The organism is Streptomyces sp. NPDC111802 (genome assembly GCF_055634335.1).
Genome location: NZ_JBVKCZ010000058.1, coordinates 1 through 14,816, shown reverse-complemented (window position 1 = coordinate 14,816; position 14,816 = coordinate 1). Strand labels below are relative to the sequence as shown.

16 protein-coding genes are annotated in these 14,816 nt (G+C 71.1%); 7 read left to right on the top strand and 9 right to left on the bottom strand.

Annotation, left to right across the window (positions count from 1 at the left end; translation table 11 throughout):
- Positions 1-58 precede the first annotated feature (58 nt).
- Positions 59-1,642, bottom strand: a complete 1,584-nt coding sequence (locus tag ACZ7NC_RS39460; protein WP_471496026.1) for an alpha/beta hydrolase — start codon at positions 1,640-1,642, stop codon at positions 59-61.
- A 269-nt stretch (positions 1,643-1,911) separates the two neighbouring features.
- Here ACZ7NC_RS39460 and ACZ7NC_RS39455 point away from each other — a divergent pair, with 269 nt between their 5' ends.
- On the top strand, positions 1,912-2,580 hold the full coding sequence (locus ACZ7NC_RS39455; protein ID WP_471496024.1) for a chaplin: 669 nt from the start codon (positions 1,912-1,914) through the stop codon (positions 2,578-2,580).
- A gap of 233 nt (positions 2,581-2,813) precedes the next feature.
- Positions 2,814-3,668 carry a GNAT family N-acetyltransferase gene (locus ACZ7NC_RS39450; protein ID WP_471496022.1) on the top strand — a complete coding sequence of 285 codons (855 nt, stop codon included), beginning with the start codon at positions 2,814-2,816 and terminating at the stop codon, positions 3,666-3,668.
- Positions 3,669-3,711: 43 nt separating this feature from the next.
- On the opposite strand, the gene ACZ7NC_RS39445 is transcribed toward ACZ7NC_RS39450, so the two are convergent.
- On the bottom strand, positions 3,712-4,197 hold the full coding sequence (locus tag ACZ7NC_RS39445; RefSeq protein ID WP_471496020.1) for a nucleoside deaminase: 486 nt from the start codon (positions 4,195-4,197) through the stop codon (positions 3,712-3,714).
- A gap of 123 nt (positions 4,198-4,320) precedes the next feature.
- Between ACZ7NC_RS39445 and ACZ7NC_RS39440 the strand changes: the two genes are divergently transcribed.
- Positions 4,321-5,097, top strand: a complete 777-nt coding sequence (locus ACZ7NC_RS39440; protein ID WP_471496017.1) for a GNAT family N-acetyltransferase — start codon at positions 4,321-4,323, stop codon at positions 5,095-5,097.
- Positions 5,098-5,121: 24 nt separating this feature from the next.
- Here ACZ7NC_RS39440 and ACZ7NC_RS39435 read toward each other — a convergent pair whose 3' ends face one another.
- The gene (locus tag ACZ7NC_RS39435) at positions 5,122-5,829 is read right to left on the bottom strand and encodes a TetR/AcrR family transcriptional regulator (RefSeq protein ID WP_471496014.1); all 708 of its coding nucleotides are present in this window, start codon (positions 5,827-5,829) and stop codon (positions 5,122-5,124) included.
- 125 nt (positions 5,830-5,954) lie between these two features.
- On the opposite strand from ACZ7NC_RS39435, the gene ACZ7NC_RS39430 reads away from it, so the two are divergent.
- The gene (locus ACZ7NC_RS39430) at positions 5,955-6,914 is read left to right on the top strand and encodes an NAD-dependent epimerase/dehydratase family protein (RefSeq protein WP_471496012.1); all 960 of its coding nucleotides are present in this window, start codon (positions 5,955-5,957) and stop codon (positions 6,912-6,914) included.
- A gap of 57 nt (positions 6,915-6,971) precedes the next feature.
- Complete coding sequence (locus tag ACZ7NC_RS39425) at positions 6,972-7,916, top strand: NAD-dependent epimerase/dehydratase family protein (protein ID WP_471496010.1); 945 nt, start codon at positions 6,972-6,974, stop codon at positions 7,914-7,916.
- A gap of 36 nt (positions 7,917-7,952) precedes the next feature.
- Here the strand turns inward: ACZ7NC_RS39425 and ACZ7NC_RS39420 are convergent, their stop codons facing one another.
- The 3 genes from ACZ7NC_RS39420 to ACZ7NC_RS39410 all read right to left on the bottom strand — a co-directional run bounded on the left by ACZ7NC_RS39420 (position 7,953) and on the right by ACZ7NC_RS39410 (position 9,539).
- Positions 7,953-8,216 (bottom strand): GlsB/YeaQ/YmgE family stress response membrane protein, encoded by a 264-nt coding sequence (locus tag ACZ7NC_RS39420; RefSeq protein WP_471496008.1) that lies wholly within the window; start codon positions 8,214-8,216, stop codon positions 7,953-7,955.
- Positions 8,217-8,286: 70 nt separating this feature from the next.
- Positions 8,287-8,862, bottom strand: coding sequence for a nucleoside/nucleotide kinase family protein (locus ACZ7NC_RS39415; protein WP_471496006.1), 576 nt, complete (start codon positions 8,860-8,862; stop codon positions 8,287-8,289).
- Between the two features lie 77 nt (positions 8,863-8,939).
- On the bottom strand, positions 8,940-9,539 hold the full coding sequence (locus ACZ7NC_RS39410) for a hypothetical protein (protein ID WP_471496004.1): 600 nt from the start codon (positions 9,537-9,539) through the stop codon (positions 8,940-8,942).
- A 197-nt stretch (positions 9,540-9,736) separates the two neighbouring features.
- Here ACZ7NC_RS39410 and ACZ7NC_RS39405 point away from each other — a divergent pair, with 197 nt between their 5' ends.
- Positions 9,737-10,507: an ArsR/SmtB family transcription factor gene (locus ACZ7NC_RS39405; RefSeq protein WP_471496066.1), complete on the top strand. Its 771-nt coding sequence runs from the start codon at positions 9,737-9,739 to the stop codon at positions 10,505-10,507.
- 84 nt (positions 10,508-10,591) lie between these two features.
- Here ACZ7NC_RS39405 and ACZ7NC_RS39400 read toward each other — a convergent pair whose 3' ends face one another.
- From ACZ7NC_RS39400 to ACZ7NC_RS39390, 3 genes are all read right to left on the bottom strand, one after another.
- Complete coding sequence (locus ACZ7NC_RS39400; protein ID WP_471496001.1) at positions 10,592-11,032, bottom strand: SPW repeat protein; 441 nt, start codon at positions 11,030-11,032, stop codon at positions 10,592-10,594.
- Positions 11,033-11,185: 153 nt separating this feature from the next.
- On the bottom strand, positions 11,186-12,556 hold the full coding sequence (locus ACZ7NC_RS39395; RefSeq protein WP_471495999.1) for a cryptochrome/photolyase family protein: 1,371 nt from the start codon (positions 12,554-12,556) through the stop codon (positions 11,186-11,188).
- Between the two features lie 52 nt (positions 12,557-12,608).
- Positions 12,609-14,135 (bottom strand): SDR family oxidoreductase, encoded by a 1,527-nt coding sequence (locus ACZ7NC_RS39390; RefSeq protein WP_471495997.1) that lies wholly within the window; start codon positions 14,133-14,135, stop codon positions 12,609-12,611.
- Positions 14,136-14,493: 358 nt separating this feature from the next.
- On the opposite strand from ACZ7NC_RS39390, the gene ACZ7NC_RS39385 reads away from it, so the two are divergent.
- A complete protein-coding gene (locus ACZ7NC_RS39385; RefSeq protein ID WP_471495995.1) occupies positions 14,494-14,661 on the top strand; it encodes a hypothetical protein in 168 nt (55 codons plus the stop codon).
- Positions 14,662-14,816 lie beyond the last annotated feature (155 nt).

The window sequence follows — 14,816 nt, the reverse complement described above, 5'->3', positions numbered from 1 at the left end:
CGATAGGGCCGATTCACCGATCGGGCATTAGGGGCAATCGCCGCACCCCTGCCCTGCTCTACTGTTCGTCGTCCTCCGGCCCGCAGGAACTGCCGTCGGCCGGCAGCGTGCCGTACAGCAGGAAGGCGTCGACCTTGCTGTGCACGCACTTGGAGGAGGCGTAGCCGGTGTGGCCGCCGCCCTTGTTGTCCAGGACCACCGCCGAGGAGCCGAGGCGCCGAGCCGTCTCCACGGTCCAGCGGTACGGCGTCGCCGGGTCGCCCCGGGTGCCCACGAGGAGCATCTTCGGCGTCTCCACGTCCTTGACCTCGTCGCGTATGAAGTCCGTGCCCTTGGGGCGGCCGTAGCACATCAGCACCCCGCTGAGCCGGTACGGCCCGAAGACGGGCGAGGCCCGGTCGTACTCGGCGCGCAGCCGGTCGAGGTCGTTCACGATCTGCTTTCCGGTGGGGCGGTCGGGGTCGTCGGCGCAGTTGATCGCCATCATTGCCGCGGGCATGTTGTCGAAGGGGACGTCCTGCTCGTCGACGAGACCGCCGTCGGGGTCGTCGGTCTTCCCCCGGCGCGAAGGGGCGGCACCGCCGGCCGCGAAGGTCTCGATGGCGTGTGTGTCGCCGTCCTCCACCAGCGAGGCCAGGGCCCGCTCCAGGGAGGGCCACAACTCCTCGCTGTAGAGCGCCTGTCCGATGGCGCCGACCAGGTCCTGGCCGGTGAACGGCTCGCCGAAGGCCGTCGGGACCGGGTCTTCGTCCAGCGAGTCGACGAGCTGCACCACCTGCTTGCGCGCCTCGCGCGCGTCCTGCCCGAACGGACAGGCGATGTCCTTCACGCACCAGGTGATGAACTCGTCCAGCGCCTTCTGCTGCCCCTGGGCGCCCGCGACACCCTGCTCGGTCAGCGGCTCGGTCAGCGTGTCCACGCCGTCGAGGACCAATCGGCCGACCTTGTCGGGGAACTGGGCGGCGTACACCGCGCCCAGCCGCGTTCCGTACGAGAAGCCCAGGTAGTTGAGCTTGTCGTCGCCGAGAGACTCGCGCATCACGTCCATGTCGCGCGAGGCGTTGACCGTGCCTATGTGGGGAAGCACGGGGCCGGAGTGGCGGGCGCACGCCTCGGCCGCCTTCTTCAACTGCCCGAGGACGGACTGCGGATCGCGGCTGATCTCGTTGCCGTCGTCCGGCATCTCGATGTTCTCCTCGCCGTCCCCGCAGCTGACGGGGGAGGACCTGCCGACGCCGCGTGGATCGAAGGTCACGATGTCGTAGTTGTCCGTCAGCTCCATGAAGTCCTTGCCGCCGGCCATGAATTCGGGGACGCCGGGGCCGCCCGGCCCGCCGAAGTTGAGCAGCACCGAGCCCCGCTTCTCGCCCGTGGCCCGGTAGCGGGCGAGTGCGAGGTCGAGGGTGCCCTTGCGGGGGTGCCCGTAGTCGAGGGGGACGGTGACCTTGCCGCACTGGAGATCCTTCGGCAGCCCCTCGCCCGGACACTTGGCCCAGGCGACCTTCTGCTCGTAGAAGCGGGTCAGGTCGGGCTCGGGGTCGTCCGTGGCCGTCGACAGGCCCGTGCCGAGCAGGGCAAGGCCCATCGCGCCGGTGACCGCGCAGCGCCGCAGCGTGAGCCGCGTTGACAGCTTGGCCAGCATCGATGCCTCCAGGGCGCCCCTCGCGGACCGGGAATCGGCGTCCCGATCACGATAAGCGGGCCCTGGAGGGCACGCCTCCCGGCGAGCGAGATCGTCCGGGCTGCCGTAGCTTGCGCCCCTTGCATTCCTATCGGGCGTTTTTGCCACTAGTTCGACAAGCGTGCCACTCGATGGGGTGAAAGGCCGATAAGCCATAACTCTAATGGTTCGTCTGCGTTTTATCCGGTGCGGGTGAGTGCCCGCGACCAAGTCTGGAAGGCAGGGAACCTATGAGACGGGTTACCCGAAACGGTGTGATCGCCTTCGCCGCCTCGGGCGCGATGGCTGTGACGGTGCCGGTGTCCGCCGCTTTCGCGGCAGACGCCTCCGCCGCGGCGGACGGTGCCGCGGCCGACTCGCCCGGGCTGCTGGCCGGCAACACCATTCAGGTCCCGCTGCACGTCCCGGTGAATGTGTGCGGGAACACCGTGAACGTGGTGGGGCTGCTGAACCCGGCCGTGGGCAACAAGTGCACCAACGAGGACGGCGGGGCCAAGACGGACACCGCCTCGCACGGCGGGGCATCGGCCAAGGGGAGCGGAAAGGATTCACCGGGCGTCGGGACCGGCAATGTGGTGGAGCTCCCGGTGCACCTGCCGGTGAACGTCAGCGGCAACAGCGTGAACGTGGTCGGCGTCGGCAACGCGACGATCGGCAACGAGTCGGTGAACGGCCCGGCCAAGCAGCCTCCCCGCACCACGCGGCCCGCGCCGAAGCCGACGGCGCCGCGGGCGCATCATCCGCGACCGGCGCCGCTCGCGCATGCACCGCACGGGCCCGGGGCCGCCCTCGCCCAGACCGGAGCGGACCAGACGGTACCCGCCGTCGCGGGCGCCACGGCCCTCGTCCTGGGCGGGGCCATCCTGTACCGCCGCTTCCGCCCGAAGGCGATGCGCTGACCAGTCGCGCAAGCGGTACGGCAGGCCCCACCGGGCAGACAAGCGGTGGGGCCTTTGTCGTACGGCGTCGTCGACGTCGCACGGCGACCTGTGAACATCCGTCCGGCAGCTCACCCGCAGAGCACGTCATCGGCTTGATCACGCCGTGACGCCCGCCGGGGCGATCCGCGAGGATGCTGCGGGCGCGTTCGATCACCGCGCGCGTACGGCACCCCACGGAACGGAGCGCATCCATGGCCTCTCTGGCCCCCGAGGACCTCGTCATCACGCAGGCCGGCATCGACGACTGGCCGGTCGTCCGCGGATGGGCCGTCGACGAGGGCTGGAACCCGGGCCTCGCGGACAGTGCGGCCTTCTTCGCGCAGGACCCCGAAGGTTTCTTCATCGGCCGGATCGACGGCGAGCCCGTCTCGGCGATCTCCGTCGTCAACTACGGCTCCGACTACGCGTTCCTGGGCTGGTACCTGGTCCGCCCGGACGCACGCGGCCGCGGCCATGGATTCGCCATCTGGAAGACCGCGCTGGCGCACGCGGAGAACCGCACGGTGGGGCTCGACGGAGTCGTCGCCCAGCAGGACAACTACGCCCGCTCCGGCTTCGAACTCGCCCACCGCACCTTCCGGTACACCGGCACGGCACCCGCGGTCGAGGCCCCGGCGGACGTCCGCGCGCTGCGGCCCGAGGACATCGAGGACATCACCGCGTACGACGGCGCCTGCACGCCGGCCGACCGCCCCCGCTTCCTCGCGCACTGGCTGACCGCCCCCGGGCACCACGCCGTCGTCCGTCGCGCCGGCGACCGTGTCACCGGTTACGGTGTGATCCGCCCCGGCCAGGACTGCCCGCGCATCGGCCCGCTCTTCGCGGACACCGCCGAGGACGCGCGAGCCGTATTCGCCGCCCTGACCGCGGACGCGGCCGGCCGCGAGATCGCCATCGACGTGCCCGAGAACAACCCGGCCGGTGTCACCCTCGCCGAGGAGGCCGGCTTCACCCCCTCCTTCGAGACGGCCCGCATGTACACCGGTCCGGTACGGCCGTACGCCCATGACCGCGTCTTCGGCGTCACCACGCTGGAACTCGGCTAGCAGGGCTTGCCGGTACCCGGGTACGGCGCCGGAACGCCGCCCGTCAGTCCGTGCGCCGGTGGAACCGGAAGTGCAGCGCCCGGATGTCCTCCGTCAGCTCGGGCACCGGGCCCTCCACGGTCACGTCCGGCGCGACGTCCTGGATCGGCAGCGCCCGTACCGGCGCGGCGGGCACCCCCAACTCGCCCAGCCACCCGACGAGTTGCTCCGACGAAGCGACGTACACGATGCGTCCTAGGCCCACCCAGGCGTGCGCGGCCGCACACATCGGGCAGTGCTCGCCGGAGGTGTACACGGTCGCGGCGGCCCGCTCCTCGGGCGGCATATGGGCGGCTGACCAGCGTGCCAGCTCGAACTCGGGGTGCCGGGTGCGGTCGCCCGAGGCCACCCGGTTGTGGTCCTCGGCGAGCACCTCGCCGTCCGCGCCCACCAGCACCGAACCGAACGGCTCGTCCCCGGCCTCCAGCGCCTCGGCCGCGAGCGCGACACAGCGGCGCAGATGCGGCAGTTCGGTGTCCTTCACGACCATGGCGTACGGCCTTCCTCGCGGCGCGAAACTCCCTGCGCCCCCATCTTCGCCGACGCGCGGCCCGAGGGCCGGGTGGGCCGAAAAGGGCTTGTGCAGGCAGCGGCGCGGTGCTGGAGTGAGCCCATGGATCATGCCGGGGTGCTCGCCCTCTTCGACCGGGACATGCGGGAGGGCGCGCGGCCTGACGGCCCCGACGCCCAGGTCGAGCGGGCGGGCCGCGTCGTGCGCCAGGTGTCGTCCGCGCACGGCTGGAACGGCGTCGTGTGGTCCGACCTGGACGAGGCGAGCGCCGACGCGGCGATAGCCGAACAGATCACCCACTACTCCGGGCTCGGGCTCGACTTCGAGTGGAAGCTCTACGGCCACGACCTCCCGGTGGACCTCGGGCAGCGGCTCAGGGACGCGGGCTTCACGCCCCAGCCCGAGGAGACCCTGATGATCGGCGAGGCCGCCGACCTGGACCTGGACGCCGAGCCGCCGGACGGCATCCGCGTCCTGCCCGTGACCGACCGGGCCGGCGTCGACCTCGTCGCCCAGGTGCACGAGAGGGCCTTCGGCGCCGACAGCTCCCGGCTCCGCCACCAGCTGCTCGGCCAGCTCGCGGCCGACTCGGACACGGTGGTCGCGGTGGTCGCCCTGGCCGGGGACACCCCGGTGAGTGCCACCCGGATGGAACTCGTGCCGGGGACGCGCTTCGCCGGACTGTGGGGCGGCGGCACCGTCGAGGGCTGGCGGGGCCGGGGCATCTACCGCGCGCTGGTCGCCCATCGCGGCCGTGCCGCCGTGGCGCGGGGCTACCGGTATCTCCAGGTCGACGCCATGAGCACGAGCCGCCCCATTCTGGAACGGCTCGGCTTCGAACCGCTGACCACGACGACGCCGTACGTGTACACGCCCTAGACGCCGAAGCGCCCGGCGCGCCGGTCAATCGAGCCCGAACGCGTCCGCCAGCGAGTCGATCTGGGCGGTGAGCAGGGTGCCCCCGTCATGGCCCATGCCTTCGAACTGGCCCGACACCTCCAGTCCGATCGCCCCGTGCATATGCGACCAGGCGAACACGGAACCGGCCAGCGCGGCGCCCTCCGCCCTCACGGATACCTGTCCGCGCACCCATTGCGACACCGCCGCGTCCCGCTGCGCCCAGGCCGTCATCTGCTCCACCACCGGCAGCACCGCCGCCGACGGCTCGGCCGCCTCGAACGCCGGCAGGAACGGTTCGAGTACCGCCCGTGCGCTGTCGACCGTGTCCGCAGGCGCGGTGTAGCCGGGCACCGGTGTGCCCTCGATGAGCAGATAGCGGTGCGGCTGCTCCACGGCCCAGTCCCGGCAGGCCGCCGCGAGGGAACGCAGTCGCGCTCGCGGTGATGTGTCCGGCGGCAGGGCGCCGGCCGCCGCCGTGACGGCCGCCGCCAGGTCGGCGTAGGCGTCCCGGATGAGCTCCGTCAGCAGTGCGTCACGGGAGTCGAAGTAGCGGTAGAGGGCCGGACCCGAGAGCCCGACCTCCTTGGCGATCCGGGTGAGGGCCACTCCGTCCGTACCGCCCTCGGCCAGTTGCCGGAGCGCGATCTCCTTGATCTCCGCGCGGGTCTGCTCGCGATACCGCGCTCTCGGGGTCTGCGCACTGCTGGTCACGACGGCTCCTCCTCGCTTTGCGACACACCTTAACGAAAGTCTGGGTCTCCCGCTCTTGCTATGGAGCAGCACTGAAGTTACGGTATCTAACACAAGCGAGAGCAAGTAACCGAGAAGGAGTCGCCATGAACGCCACCGCCGACCACACCCGCTCCCTGCACGCCGTACTCGGCTCGGGTCCCGCGGGAACCGCCCTGGCCCGGGAGCTCGTCCGCCGCGGCCACCCCGTGCGTCTCGTCGACCGCAAGGGCGACGGCTCCGCCCTGGACGGAGTGGAGCGGTTCGGCGCCGATGTGAGCACGGTGGAGGGGGCGCGGGCCGCCATAGCCGGAGCCGCCGTCGTCCACCACGCGGTCAACGTCGCCTATCACCTCCAGGTCGAGGCGATGCCCCGCATTCAGGAGGCGATCCTGGCCGCGGTGGAGGCCTCCGGGGCGCGGCTCGTCGTACTGGACACGCTCTATCCGTACGGCGAGACCGGGGGAGCGGTGATGACCGAGGATTCCCCGTGGAACGCGACCAGCCGGAAGGGGCGGATGCGTGCCGAGCTGGACGAGAAGTACCTCGCGGCACACCGCGCGGGCCGGGCCCGGGTGGTCCTCGCCCGCTCCGCCGACTTCGTCGGACCCGGCGTGCTGAACTCCTCGCTCGGCGGGGCCGTCTTCCCGGGCGCGCTCACCGGCGGGGACGTGCTGGGCCTCGGCGACATCGACCTGCCGCACAGCTACACCAACATCGAGGACGTGGCCGCGGGTCTCGCCACCCTCGGCGAGCGTCCGGAGGGTGACGGCCGGGTCTGGCATCTGCCGACCGCGCCGGCCGTCAGCACCCGCGAGATCCACGGGATGATCGAGAAGCGCGTGGGGAAGCCGCTGAACGTCGTGGTCCTACCCGAGTTGCGGCCCTACGGACCGTTCGACGAGCAGTTCGTGGATGAGTACGCCGAGATGTTCTACCAGCACACCGAGCCCCAGATCATGGACTCCTCCGCCTTCGAGCAGGCCTTCGACGTCAGCCCCACCCCGCTCGAGGACACCGTCGACGCCACCGTCTCCTGGTACGAGCAGCTGCTCGCGGGCCGCTGACGGGACTCACCTCCGCCCGGATGTCACATCCGTGCCCGGCCGATTCGTCGCAGGTTCATGACGACGAACCACAGTGACGGCAACGGCCGGGGCCGGACGATCCTCCTCGCGGGAGCCGGCGGTGTCCTCGGCCGGCACATCACCCGCGCCCTGACCGAGGCGGGCCACCAGGTCACCGGCCTCGGCCGCGGCCCGCGCAACGACATCCAGGCCGATCTGATGGACCGCGACACCCTGCTGCGCGCCCTCGACGGCCATCACTTCGACACGGTGATCCACGCCGCGACCGCACTGCGCAGGCCGCCCATGCGCCACCGCGACATGCACGCCACCGACGCGCTGCGCACCGACGGCACCGCCCATCTCGTCGAGGCCGCGCACGCTGTCGGCGCCCGGCGCCTCGTGGTGGAGTCGATGGTCTTCGGATACGGCTACGGCGACCACGGCGATCATGTGATCACCGAGGAGGACTCCTTCGGGCCACACGGCCGCTCCCCAGAACTGGAAAGGCACATCGCGGCGATGCGGACCAAGGAACAACTCGCCTTCGGGGCAGCGGGACTGGAGGGCGTCGCGCTCCGCTTCGGTCTGTTCTACGGCCCCGGCGGCACCGACGCCCTGCTGCCCATGCTGCGCAGGCGGCAACTGCCCGTCCCCGCCGACCACGGACGCGTCCTGCCCTGGATCGAACTCTCCGACGCGGCACGGTCGGTCCTCGCCGCCGTCGAACGGGGGCGGCCCGGCCAGGCGTACAACATCGCCGACCGGGCTCCGACGGGGTTCGGCTCCCATGTCCGTTGCGTGGCAAAGGAGTTCGGGCTGCCGAAGCCGATGACTGTACCGCTGTGGCTGATGCGGCCCATGTCCTACGCGCACACGATGATGTCGACGACGCTGCGCGTGTCCACGGCGAAGGCGGAACGGGAACTCGGCTGGACCCCCGCTCACGCGACGGTCCGCGACGGCCTCGCCGCGATGCGGGCCGCCGCGGAAGTCATATGACCGGCGCGCTGTCGTCCCGTGTTGCCTGCCGCGGTGTCAGCGGCGCGCCTTCGTCCGGTCCAGTGCGGCGACGCCGAGTGCGGCGAGGCCGATCTGGATGAGCCACTCGATCCAGTCGACACCGTCGGTGTCGGCCACGTCGAGGCCGGCCGCGATCGCCGAGCCGATCAGCGCGGCCACGATGCCGACGAGGATCGTCCACAGGATCCCGATGCGCTGACGACCCGGAACCACGAGTCGTCCCAGCACACCAATGATGATGCCGATCACGATGGCACTGATGATGCCCGAGATCTCCATTTCGCCCCTCTTCCTCCTGTCCCCGCAGTAGTCCAAGTTCCCCGTGGAGGCAAGGACAGTCCGTTCCGCTTCAACCGGCCGTCCACGCCGGGCCGGTGGCCATCGCGGCCCCGTCCACGACCCACCCGGTGGCGGCCACGACCTCCGCGGCGATGTCGGTCACCGCGCGGCCGTCGGTTGCCACGCGCAGCACGTCCGCGGGCGCTCGCTCGTCCAGGAGCCGTGACTTGCGCGCACTTGCCCTGACCTCGTGCTCCAACTCGGAGCCGGGTTCCCGCCCGGTCAGCCGCTGTTCGGCCGTCTCGTCGGTGGCGGTCAGCAGAACCCGTAGGAACCGTACGTCGTCGCCCATGGCCCGGCGGAACATGGGCGTGGCCTCTTCGAGCACGCTCACGGTGTTCGTGTAGACCAGCCGCCGGTATCCGAGCTCGGCGTAATTCGCCCACACGGCGGCCAGGTTCCGCGCGGTGATGCCGGCCCGGTGCGCGTCGCCCGGCGGCGCCGGATGGACGGCTCCCATGAAGTCGCCGTCGATCACCGCGTGCGCGACCCGCGCGCCTCGCAGCCGAGCGGAGACCTCCCAGCCGACCGTGGTCTTCCCGACCCCGGCCCGTCCCCCGATGAGCAGTACCTCCACCTGATCCATACGGGCAGCGTGCCCGGGCGTGGGCGCACTTGGCGAGTGGTTTTGACGGGGAGTGAGCGCGCGAAGTGCCCTCGTCGTCAGGGCGTTTCGTCGAGCCAGGACATCAACCGGCCGTCCGGGTGGAGGGCGACCTGCAGTCCGTTGTTCTCGCCGTACGCGGTGCGGCCGTCGGCGGCGAGGGTGTCGAGCCGGGTGCCGTCGGCGAAGACGTCGGCCTCGTAGCGGTCGTCGGTGAGCCGGTAGATCTTGGCCGTCGTCGACCCGTCCGCCAGCGTCGCCGTGCCGATCAGGACCCGCTCGGGCTTCGGCTCGGCCCGCTCGACCCAGGACGTGACCTTGCCGTTCGGTCGGAGGGTGACTTGCAGCCCGTTGTGCTGGGCGTGCGTGGGCATGCCCTGGGTGTAGAGGGTCCCGTACCTCGCGCCCTTGGCCCAGATCTCCGCCTCGTAGCGGTTCTCCCCGGTCTTGTAGACCTTCGCCCGGCTGACCTTGTCCGCGAGCTTGACCGTGGTGACGTACACGCGCTCGGCCTTGGAGTGGTGGGCCGCGGGCGGGACGCTCGTGGTCGTGGGCGCGTGGGCGGCGAAGGCGCCGGCGGCCGAGACGCCCAGCGCGGTGGTGACGCCGGCGGCCACGAGGGCGGTGCGGAGGGTGCGGGGGGTGCGGGGGGAACGCATCAGTGAGTCGCTTCCTTGGGTGGGGTTCGTTCCGACGCATTCGACGCTACGGACCGTCCATCAAGGAGCCCCATACGTCATGTAACAGTCTTTCGGCTTGTATCGGTCGAAAGGGATAAAGGCCTCCAGGTTCCTCGATTGACATGCAGGTGATTGCCTGCATAACGTGGAGTGTGCGATCAGACAGTGACCCCGCGATGGACAAGGTCTTCAAGGCGCTGGCCGACGAGACCCGCAGACGGCTCCTGGACCGGCTGCACGAGGACAACGGGCAGACGCTGGGGGAGCTGTGTGCGCGGATCGACATGACGCGCCAGTCCGTGACCCAGCATCTGGCCGTCCTGGAGGCCGCCAACCTGGTCAGCACGGTGCGGCGGGGGCGGGAGAAGCTGCACTACCTCAATCCGGTCCCGCTCCACGAGATCCAGGAGCGGTGGATCGACAAGTTCGAGCGCCCGCGCCTGCGCGTGCTCGGGGCCGTGAAACGACGAGCCGAGGAAGCCATGACCGACAAGCCCACATTCGTCTACGTGACCTACATCGAGAGCACGCCCGAGAAGGTCTGGGACGCACTCACCGACGCCGACCTCACCGCCGCCTACTGGGGCCACAGCAACGTGTCGGACTGGCGGCCCGGTTCCCGCTGGGAACACGTCCGTACGGACGGCTCGGGCGTCGCCGACGTGGTAGGCACCGTCGTGGAGAGCGAGCGCCCGACCCGTCTGGTCACCACCTGGGCGGCGCCGGAGGAGGAGGAGGGGCAGGAGGACAAGTACTCCCGCGTCACCTTCGACATCCAGCAGCACGCGGAGATCGTCCGGCTCACCGTGACCCACGAGGACCTGCCGGACGAGAGTGCGCGTGCCGACGTGTCGTCCGGCTGGCCGGCCGTGCTGTCCAACCTCAAGTCGCTCCTGGAGACCGGTCATGTGCTGCCGCAGGAGCCGTGGCTGATGCCGACCCGCTGAACGGTGTCACCCGCCGGTGGACGGGGGAAGGCCGGTCCGCAGGTGCGGACCGGCCGTCGTGTCTGTCTGCCTCTCCCGTGGGCGCTACGGCCTCGAGGTGCTCTTGGCCGCCGTGCCGGCGCACATCAGCCCCAGGATCACGGCCAGCGCGCCGATGATGATGTTGTTCACGACGACACCGGCGTCCGGGCTGTCCCCGACCACCCAGGGCGCGATGATCATCCACACGCCCATCGCGCAGAAGGCCCAGCTCAGGCCGTACATGCGTTCCGGAGCTCGGGTGAAGCCGAGGGCCAGCAGGCCGATCGCGATCCCCACGATCAGGTTGTGGGTCACGAGCGGGGGCTGGCTCGTCGTGTAGTGGAGTATCCAGGGGGATACGGCGCAGTACAGACCGAGCAGGAACACCGGTCCGTCCAAGAGCGTCACATCACGACCGCCGAGCATGCGGGCGTAGCGGTCCCGCATTTCGGATACATCGGGGTGGCTGGTTATGTCACCTCTGGTGGGCGAGACGTTGGCCATGACTCGTCTCCTTTGACTCGCAGGCCTGACCGCTGCTGGTGCGGTGTGCGGTAAGCGCCGCCTGCGCCCATTCTGCGCTTATTTTTTCCTTATGTGTAGAGGTGGGAGGTGTGGGGGAGTGATGCTGGGCCGCCCCGGCCGACTGGTCGGTCCTCACCGTCCGCGGGCCTGCTTGAAGCGGGCCAGTCCGTCGGACAGGTCGACGATCGGGTCCGGGTAGCCGAGCGCGGCTCGGGCGTCGTCCGGCAGCCGCCACGGTTCGTGCACCGCGCGTCCCTCGACCCCCGCCAACTCCGGCACCCAGCGCCGGACATAGGCGCCGTCGGGGTCGTAGCGCTTGGCCTGGGTGACCGGGTTCAGTACACGGTTGGGCCGGGTGTCGGTGCCGGTCCCGGCCACCCACTGCCAGTTGAGCTGGTTGTTGGCGATGTCGCCGTCGACCAGCAGGTCCAGGAAGTGCCGTGCGCCGACCCGCCAGTCGACGTACAGGGTCTTGGCCAGGAAGCTCGCCGTCAGCAGGCGTCCGCGGTTGTGCATCCAGCCCTCGTGCCGCAGCTGGCGCATCGCGGCGTCGACGACCGGATAGCCCGTGCGGCCCTCCTTCCAGGCCGAGATGTCGTCCCTCGCCTCCCGTTCGGACCGCCAACGGTCGTGCCGGGGGCGGTAGTCGGCGGTTGCCGCGTCCGGGCGGGAGGCGAGGACCTGCCGGTGGAAGTCGCGCCAGGCGAGCTGCCGTACGAAGGCCTCGGCACCCGGCCCACCGGCCCGGCGCGCGCGGTGGACGAGCTCGACCGGGGAGAGGGTGCCGAAGTGCAGGTGCGGTGAGAGACGGGAGGTGGCGTCGCCGGCGAGGTCGTCATGGCGCTCCTCGTAGGAGGACATCCGGCCGCGCAGCCAGGCGGTGAGCCGTTTACGGCCCTCCTGCTCGCCTCCGCCGGCCAGCCCCTGCGACAGTCCCGAAAGCTCGTCGCGGGAGGGCAGCGGCTCGGACCCGACGCCGTCCGGGACCCGCACCGTGCGCGGCGCGGCGAGCGCGTCCCGCAGCGGCTCGTCGGACCAGCGGCGGAAATACGGCGTGAAGACGGCGAAGTGGTCCGAGCCGGTCGGGGTCACCGCGCCGGGAGCGACGGCGGTGGTCACGGCGTCGTGCACGTGCAGCCGGACGCCTTCCGCCTCCAGGGCGCGACGCAGCCGTTCCTCGCGCCGTTGTGCGTGGGCGCTGACGTCGGACGCCATGTGCACCTCGCCGGCGTCGGCCTCGACGACCACCTTGCACACCTGGTCGACCAGGCCGCCCTCACGCACGATCAGCCGGCCGCCCCGCTCGCGCAGACCGGCGTCCAGGTCGTGCAGGCAGTCGGCGAGGAAGGCCAGCCGGTTGGGTACGGCGAACCCGGCGTCGTCCACCGCACGGTCCCGCACGAACAGCGGGACCGTGCGCTCCGTGCCGTCGAGGGCCGCTCGCAGCGGTGGGTGGTCGTGCAGGCGCAGATCGGAGGTGAACAGGACGACCGAGATGCTCATGTCGTGTACTCCGTGAAGTCGGGGGGCGTCTCGGTGCGGGCGGGCGGGAAGGTCAGGGAACGGGGTCGCGGTCCGGTGCGGGGGCGGCCGTACTCGCCGCGGCCAGGGCGATGTTGCGGGCCATGCCGCCGAACACGACCGCGTGGAAGGGGGACACGCTCCACCAGTAGGCCTGGCCGAGCAGACCGTGCGGATGGAAGAGGGCGCGCTGGCGGTACCGGGTGCCGCCGTCGTCGTCGGTGAGGACGCGCATCTCCAGCCAGGCCAGCCCCGGCAGTCGCATCTCCGCGCGCAGCCGCAGCAGCCGGCCCGGCTCGATCGCCTCGACCCGCCAGAAGTCCAGTGAGTCGCCGACCCGCAGCCGGGCTGCGTCGCGGCGGCCCCGGCGCAGCCCCACCCCGCCCACCAGCCGGTCGAGCCGGCCGCGCACCGCCCACGCCAGCGGGAAGGAGTACCAGCCGTTCTCCCCGCCGATCCCCTCGATCACCCGCCACAGCGCCTCCGGCGAGGCGTACACCCGACGCTCCCGGTGATCGCTGTAGAGGCTTCCGCCCGCCCAGTCGGGGTCGGTCGGCAAGGGGTCGCTCGGGGCGCCGGGCACGGAGGCCGACGACCAGCGGGTCGTCACCCGCGCCTCCCGCACTCGCCGCAGGGCCAGCCGTACCGCCTCGTCGAAGCCGATCGGATGCCCCGGCGGGTAGGGCACGTAGCCCGCGATGTCGTGCTCGCCGCACACCACCTCGTGGCGCAGCGACTCGGTGAGCGGCCGTGCGATGGAGGAGGGCACCGGTGTCACCAGGCCCACCCAGAGGCTGGAGAGGCCGGGCGTGAGGACCGGCACGGCGAGGATGACCCGTCGGGGGAGCCCGGCGACCGCCGCGTAGCGGACCATCATCTCCCGGTACGTCAGCACGTCCGGACCGCCGACGTCGAAGGTCCGGTTGACGTCCTCGGGCATACGGGCGCTGCCGACGAGGGCGCGCAGCACGTCCCGGACCGCCACGGGCTGGATGCGGGTGTGCACCCAGCCGGGGGTGACCATCACGGGCAGCCGTTCGGTCAGATAGCGCAGCATCTCGAAGGAGGCCGAGCCCGAGCCGATGATGACGGCCGCCCGCAGGACGGTGGTCGGCACCCCGGAGCCGAGCAGGATCCGGCCGACCTCGGCGCGTGAGCGCAGATGCGGGGAGAGCGCCTGCTCGGGCACACCTGTGGGGGTGAGGCCGCCGAGGTAGACGATCCGGCGCACCCCCGCGGACCGCGCCTGATCGGCGAAGGTCCGCGCCGCTCTGCGGTCGGTCTCCTCGAAGTCCTTCCCGGAGCCCAGGGCGTGCACCAGGTAGTACGCCACGTCGATGCCGTCGAGGGCCCGGCGGACGGACGCGGCGTCGGTGACGTCGCCACGCACCACCTCGGCCTCCTCCGCCCAGGAATGGTCGCGCAGCCGGTCGGGGGAGCGGGCCAGGCAGCGCACCCGGTGCCCCGCCTCCAGCAGCTCGGGCACCAGGCGCCCGCCGATGTATCCCGTGGCGCCGGTCACCAGGCACCGCAGTTCCTCACGCACCTCGTCCTGCTCCATCTGGTTCGATCCTCACGTGTCGGAACCCCCTGATGATCACTTCCCCGCCCGGGTGCGTTTCGGATGCGGTGCGCGAGGCGGCCACTCTCCCGGGAGGAAACGACGGGTCCATGGGGTGATCGCGTGGGTACGACGAACGCGGTGTGCGGCGCGGACGAGACGCCGACCGACCTGTACTCCTGCGCGGTGCGGCGCGGCTGCGGCGCATGGACGGCGAGACCAACCGGCTGGTCCACGGATTCGCCCGGAGGAAAACACGAAGTCGTGAACATGTACGCGCCGATGGCGGGCAGGCGAAGTGTAGGAGACGAGTAGTCGACGGGCGAGCCGAAGTCCGATTCTGGAGGTGTCTGCCGCTATGGGCGCGAAGGTGTTGGAGCGGTTTCCTGCGGGAGCTCCGCGCGGATCATGGCCGGCCGAGGAGTACGCGGCCGAGTGTCGCGCCCAGGGTGAGCCGGCGACCGTCGTGATGGACCTGAAGTCGGACGCCTTCCTCGTCGTGGTCCCGACGCGCGACGAGGACTGAGCGCGGCCCCAGGCCTGTTCTGAGCTCCCCGCCCGCGCACGCTCCGCGCGGACGACGGGGAACTCAGAACAGGCCCTAGTACTGCAACGGTGCTTGCCGTGACTGCTGGCCAGTTCGCTCGTTGGTGTGGTCATGGGTGGGGACCATGCTGGTGT

What these genes read in the sequence shown, in the direction of transcription:
- ACZ7NC_RS39385 (WP_471495995.1), top strand. Translation starts at nt 14,494, where the DNA reads ATGGGCGCGAAGGTGTTGGAGCGGTTTCCTGCGGGAGCTCCGCGCGGA.
- ACZ7NC_RS39395 (WP_471495999.1), bottom strand. Translation starts at nt 12,556, where the DNA reads ATGAGCATCTCGGTCGTCCTGTTCACCTCCGATCTGCGCCTGCACGAC.
- ACZ7NC_RS39425 (WP_471496010.1), top strand. Translation starts at nt 6,972, where the DNA reads ATGACGACGAACCACAGTGACGGCAACGGCCGGGGCCGGACGATCCTC.
- ACZ7NC_RS39445 (WP_471496020.1), bottom strand. Translation starts at nt 4,197, where the DNA reads ATGGTCGTGAAGGACACCGAACTGCCGCATCTGCGCCGCTGTGTCGCG.
- ACZ7NC_RS39430 (WP_471496012.1), top strand. Translation starts at nt 5,955, where the DNA reads ATGAACGCCACCGCCGACCACACCCGCTCCCTGCACGCCGTACTCGGC.
- ACZ7NC_RS39450 (WP_471496022.1), top strand. Translation starts at nt 2,814, where the DNA reads ATGGCCTCTCTGGCCCCCGAGGACCTCGTCATCACGCAGGCCGGCATC.
- ACZ7NC_RS39410 (WP_471496004.1), bottom strand. Translation starts at nt 9,539, where the DNA reads ATGCGTTCCCCCCGCACCCCCCGCACCCTCCGCACCGCCCTCGTGGCC.
- ACZ7NC_RS39460 (WP_471496026.1), bottom strand. Translation starts at nt 1,642, where the DNA reads ATGCTGGCCAAGCTGTCAACGCGGCTCACGCTGCGGCGCTGCGCGGTC.
- ACZ7NC_RS39415 (WP_471496006.1), bottom strand. Translation starts at nt 8,862, where the DNA reads ATGGATCAGGTGGAGGTACTGCTCATCGGGGGACGGGCCGGGGTCGGG.
- ACZ7NC_RS39405 (WP_471496066.1), top strand. Translation starts at nt 9,737, where the DNA reads ATGGACAAGGTCTTCAAGGCGCTGGCCGACGAGACCCGCAGACGGCTC.
- ACZ7NC_RS39455 (WP_471496024.1), top strand. Translation starts at nt 1,912, where the DNA reads ATGAGACGGGTTACCCGAAACGGTGTGATCGCCTTCGCCGCCTCGGGC.
- ACZ7NC_RS39390 (WP_471495997.1), bottom strand. Translation starts at nt 14,135, where the DNA reads ATGGAGCAGGACGAGGTGCGTGAGGAACTGCGGTGCCTGGTGACCGGC.
- ACZ7NC_RS39440 (WP_471496017.1), top strand. Translation starts at nt 4,321, where the DNA reads ATGGATCATGCCGGGGTGCTCGCCCTCTTCGACCGGGACATGCGGGAG.
- ACZ7NC_RS39400 (WP_471496001.1), bottom strand. Translation starts at nt 11,032, where the DNA reads ATGGCCAACGTCTCGCCCACCAGAGGTGACATAACCAGCCACCCCGAT.
- ACZ7NC_RS39420 (WP_471496008.1), bottom strand. Translation starts at nt 8,216, where the DNA reads ATGGAGATCTCGGGCATCATCAGTGCCATCGTGATCGGCATCATCATT.